Source organism: Aminicella lysinilytica (genome assembly GCF_004362975.1).
Classification (GTDB): Bacteria; Bacillota; Clostridia; order Peptostreptococcales; family Anaerovoracaceae; genus Aminicella; species Aminicella lysinilytica.
This window is the reverse complement of sequence record NZ_SNXO01000070.1, coordinates 1-4,750: the sequence shown is the minus strand read 5'-3', so window position 1 is coordinate 4,750 and position 4,750 is coordinate 1. Positions and strand designations below refer to the sequence as shown.

At 41.7% G+C, this 4,750-nt stretch carries 2 protein-coding genes and 1 riboswitch; both genes read left to right on the top strand.

Annotation, left to right across the window (positions count from 1 at the left end):
- Window positions 1-406 precede the first annotated feature (406 nt).
- Window positions 407-4,225 (top strand): Spy0128 family protein, encoded by a 3,819-nt coding sequence (locus EV211_RS10445; protein ID WP_133529377.1) that lies wholly within the window; start codon window positions 407-409, stop codon window positions 4,223-4,225.
- A 157-nt stretch (window positions 4,226-4,382) separates the two neighbouring features.
- A riboswitch (cyclic di-GMP riboswitch) is annotated at window positions 4,383-4,503 on the top strand.
- A 72-nt stretch (window positions 4,504-4,575) separates the two neighbouring features.
- Window positions 4,576-4,707, top strand: a complete 132-nt coding sequence (locus tag EV211_RS11015; protein WP_279222034.1) for a hypothetical protein — start codon at window positions 4,576-4,578, stop codon at window positions 4,705-4,707.
- Window positions 4,708-4,750 lie beyond the last annotated feature (43 nt).

Sequence of the window (4,750 nt, the reverse complement as noted above, 5' to 3'; positions counted from 1 at the left end):
TGCCCCCAACTCCAGCCCCCAAAAAGTTTGTAAGACTATTCCATATCATTCCAGTTTGTGGAATTTATTTTGCCCCCAAATAACTTTGGATACCCTTATTTTTGGCGGCTGAAGAACATACGTTCACGGAGGGTTTCGCACAAAAAATAATTTATTGAAATTCCAACAAATACAACAGAAAATTCACAATATTAGCACTTATAGTATGATTTTTTAACCCTTCTATAACTGCAAAGGCTTATAATTTCAGTAAGTTAAGGAATCGTGTGTTTAAGCAGTAATGGATAATAAGTTTTTGCTCTCAGTATTAAAACTCAAGTCTGACTGCTTATTTTTATCAGTTCGAAGAAGGAGCAGCTATTTTCATTGAATTAAGTTATTGTGGATTGATTATTGGAGGTAAAAGATGAGAAAGAAATTATTGACTCTTTTGCTTGCGGTAGCAGTTGCCGGCATGTACACATTCGGCAGCATAGGATCAATATTTGCGACAACCGGTCAAGCTAATGAAAAGAATACTGATCCAGTTACAACTACCAAAGAAGCAAAGTGGGCAGACAAAGACCAGGGCATTGCCCAGGTGAATCTAAAAGTTCATGTAGACACTACACAGAAGGTAGAAACTAAAACCACGAGAGTAGTACTCGTAATCGACCGTTCTGGCAGCATGAATGAATATGGCAAGATGAGCAGCTTGAAGAAATCAGCAAAAAATTTCGTTGACAAGATTCTCGCTGCGCAGAACGCAGACGTTAAAGTTGCCATAGTATCTTATGCAGGCGCAGCTACAACCGATATTGATTTTTCCAGCAGCAAAAGTGATTTACATGAAAGTATAGATAGTTTGAATGCTGATGGAGGAACCAATATTCAGGCTGGCATACATCAGGCCAGGGCATTAATGAGCGCTGAGGTTAAAAGCCTGAATAATAAAATTGACAATAAATTTATAGTTGTCCTGAGTGACGGCGAGCCTACGTACAGTTATAAGGGGACGGCTGCAGTCAGCGCTGCTGACGCAGGGAATAACTATAATAGTTCAGAGTGGCCTTACAGAATTACAGCATTTAATTATGATAACAGAGTTGGCAACGGCGGTGACTATGAATTAGAAGGAAATGACAGTTACATTGCTGGAGGTGTGAAATACACAGCTATCAAGGTTACCAAGGACACCAACCTGACAGATTATCTATATAAGGATAGTAGGGGCAATTATCATCAGATAAAATACCAGAAGCCGTGGTACGATTGGTTTTGGGGTGAGCAGCATGAGGGATACTATTATTACAAGGAAGGACATCACCATTATGCTATTGATGTAAATGTTGGTGATACGGTTTATAAAGATAACTCAATGAGAATATCCAATAACGGCTATGGAACAGTCAGTGAGGCATACCTGGCTAAAACTGATGGGAACACACTTTATTCAATAGGCTTCCATGTGAACGCTAATGGATATGCGCAAAAGGTTATGAACAGCGTAGCTGATGCAAATAATTCATATAATGCAGGCAGTGATCTGACAGCGGTATTCAGCAAGATCGCCGGGCAGATAGTTGAAGTTGCAGCGGGAACTGCGGCAAAAGTCACTGACATAGTGGGATCTGATTCAGGCACAGATGCAACTAAGAATTTCACTTTCACTCCATATGTGAGTGAGGGATATAGTACTGCTGTTACAACGGCACCTACAGGAACGTCCGGCAACACAGTTACCCAAACAGGTGATACTTATACATGGACACTTTGTGACGGCGATCTGAAAGCAGGCGACTATACGCTGACTTACTATGTGAAGCTTGACCTTGATAAGCTTACAGGTGACAGAGGCAGCGTTCTTACACAGGTAGCAACCAATAACAGCGCCGAGCTGAATTACACAGTGAAGGACAGCGAGGGTAAAGACCAAGCTAAATCGTTAAAATTTGAAGTGCCTACTCTTAATGTGACTCATTACACTGTGAATTACTATTATGGCGATGATAAGGGCACATACACGAAGGATGCTACTAAGGCTGCAACAGCTACGGCCATAGTAGGATGCACGGATATGACTGCTACAACCGATATGATCAATAATGGAGCTAAAGCAGGATATACATATTCTAAGGCAAAGTACGGTGGCAGTGACAATAATACGAGCCTTAAAATAATTGAAGCTCCAGCATCCAACACTATAGATCTGTATTATGATTATACTCCGGATGCGGACAGTTTGGCATTGAGCGTGACTAAGGAACTTACTGGGAAGACATTGCTAAGTGGACAGTTTAAATTTCAGGCAATAGAATGTGATAAGGATGGCAATGCACTCGACGATGCTGAAGCTATTACTACAACAAACGGCGTGGAAAACGATGCCAGCAAAGTTACCTTTGCACCAATAAGCTATAGCGAGGCAGGCACACACTACTATGCTATTACTGAAGTGAAGGATGATCCGGTTCAGACAGGTGTTAAGTACGATAGTGATACTATCATTGTCAAGGTAGACGTTGCAGCTGACCAAGATAATGCTGGTAAACTGAAAGCGACACCGACTTATCCGAAGGATAATGCTGGCAATGTGGAGAAGTTCGTGAATGAGTATGCACCTAAACCAGTAGATGTTAAGATCAATGCTACTAAGAACCTTTCAGGATGGACATTCACAGAGGACAACATATTTGAATTTGAACTTAGCGAAGTTACAGAGAACAATGGCAAATATTATGTAGCACCGGGATCAAGTCCTGAGGTAGTTAATAATGACGACAGCAGCATATCTTTTGCTAAGACGTACAAAGAAGCAGGTACATACTATTACACACTCAGTGAGGTCAAAGGACAGAAAGCCGGCTACGATTATGACAGCCACAAATACCTGGTGATGGTAGATGTGAAGGACGTTGAAGGCCAGCTCAAGGAGACGATCACCTATTATCATTATGATAATGAAGTCCAGGGCAAAGAAATTGAAGCTGTTGAATTCAAAAATTCATACGATGCAGAAGATACAGATCCGTATACTTTGACTGTAGGGAAATTACTGAATGGAATTAATGTCATGACAGCCGGACAGTTTACCTTCAAAGCAATTGAAGTGACTGATGCTTTCGGTAATACTGAAGCCACTGGTGCGGAATATATGACAGCTACTAATGATGCAAATGGTAAGGTTGAGTTTAAGTATCTGACATTTACTGATGTTGGCACATATTATTACAAGATCACAGAGGTAAATGACAAACAGAAGGATGTCACTTACGATACTGAGCCAATCATTGTAAGTATTACAGTATCTGACAAGGGAAGTGGCAAACTGACGGCAGCGGAACCAGTAATAACTACTGAACATCAGGTATTCGCCAATACATACAAGGAAACGACAGAATTCACAATCAACAAGATCTGGGCAGATAATAGCAATTCATACAATTCACGTCCTGATACGATAACCGTTGATATTTATAAGGTCGTTGTAAGAGAAGTAGCAAGAGCAATGACGGTTGATACAGAGAAGCCTTATGGAACCTTTGTTGAGACAATTACTATGTCGGCGAAAGAAGACGGTACCAATGACTTTAATAAGTGGACGCGCGTAATGAATCTGCCGAAGTACGAAGATGGAAATGAGGTATATTATTACGTAAAAGAAGCAGAGGTCAGCGGATATAAGACCGAAATTGCAAACGCTGATAGAGACATGTTCTCGGACATCACTAATACATATGAGTACAAAGCACAGCCTCCTGTAGTTCAGAATACCACCTACAATGTAGTGGCTAATTACTACACGAGCAATGATGAGGGCGCAACCTATACTCAGGATAATGCGACCGCAGTAGAAGTCAAGACAGCAACTGCAGTTCAGGTAGGCGATCCGCTTACGGTAACTCCTGAGGACGCATGGGCAACCTACGACGGAAACAGCTACTTCATAGACGCTGACAAGTCGGAAATGTCCAAGATAGCAGTATTCGATGCAGCAAGCAATACTTTGACGCTGAACTACTATCGTAATGCAGGCGGAACCGATGAGCCGGGCGAGGATAATAAGACCGATGAACCTCAGACTGACACAGGCTCGGATTCCGATACTCCATCCAATAATAAATCAGCTGGAGTCAAGACCGGCGACAATAACAATCTGGGATTGTGGGCTGGAATACTCGGAGCATCCGGTGTGGCCCTTGCGGGATTATATGTCGGACTGCGCAAAAGAGAAAATAACGACTAGATAGCATAGCTGGAAACTAAAGATTATCAGATTTCCCCTTGCGGCCCTCGTGGTCGCAGGGGGATTTTCTATCCGCAGGCGGCGGTTTACCGGCGGTTATTTTGCACAAAATTTCATGCATTGCTCTTGAAAATAGTCTGGCATAGGTGTAACATAGAGGGGTAAAAAGCAAAGCCGAGGTGATTCGGTGACGCAAAACTACAGGGTCTGTGTGAGTAAGAAGGAAAGTGTTATTTTTCATTGCGATGGTTTGTATGTGCAGATTGCCAGTTGCCTTATTATGGGCAATTTTTTTTATTGCCTTGATTCCAAGGTTATTACAGAAAACAGTGTGGGAAGAAGGAAAGAAAATGAAGAAAAAGAAGAAGTTATTGGCTTTATTGCTGGCTATATGCGTAGTCGGTCTGTACTCATTCAGCACCAGCATATTCGTAAGTGGTAAACCACATGTACCTGTTCAAACCCACCTGAATCTGAGATAATACAAGTATCAAAAACTTTAGTTGAAGTTTTTGCAACTTGCGA

What these genes read in the sequence shown, in the direction of transcription:
- EV211_RS10445 (WP_133529377.1), top strand. Translation starts at nt 407, where the DNA reads ATGAGAAAGAAATTATTGACTCTTTTGCTTGCGGTAGCAGTTGCCGGC.
- EV211_RS11015 (WP_279222034.1), top strand. Translation starts at nt 4,576, where the DNA reads ATGAAGAAAAAGAAGAAGTTATTGGCTTTATTGCTGGCTATATGCGTA.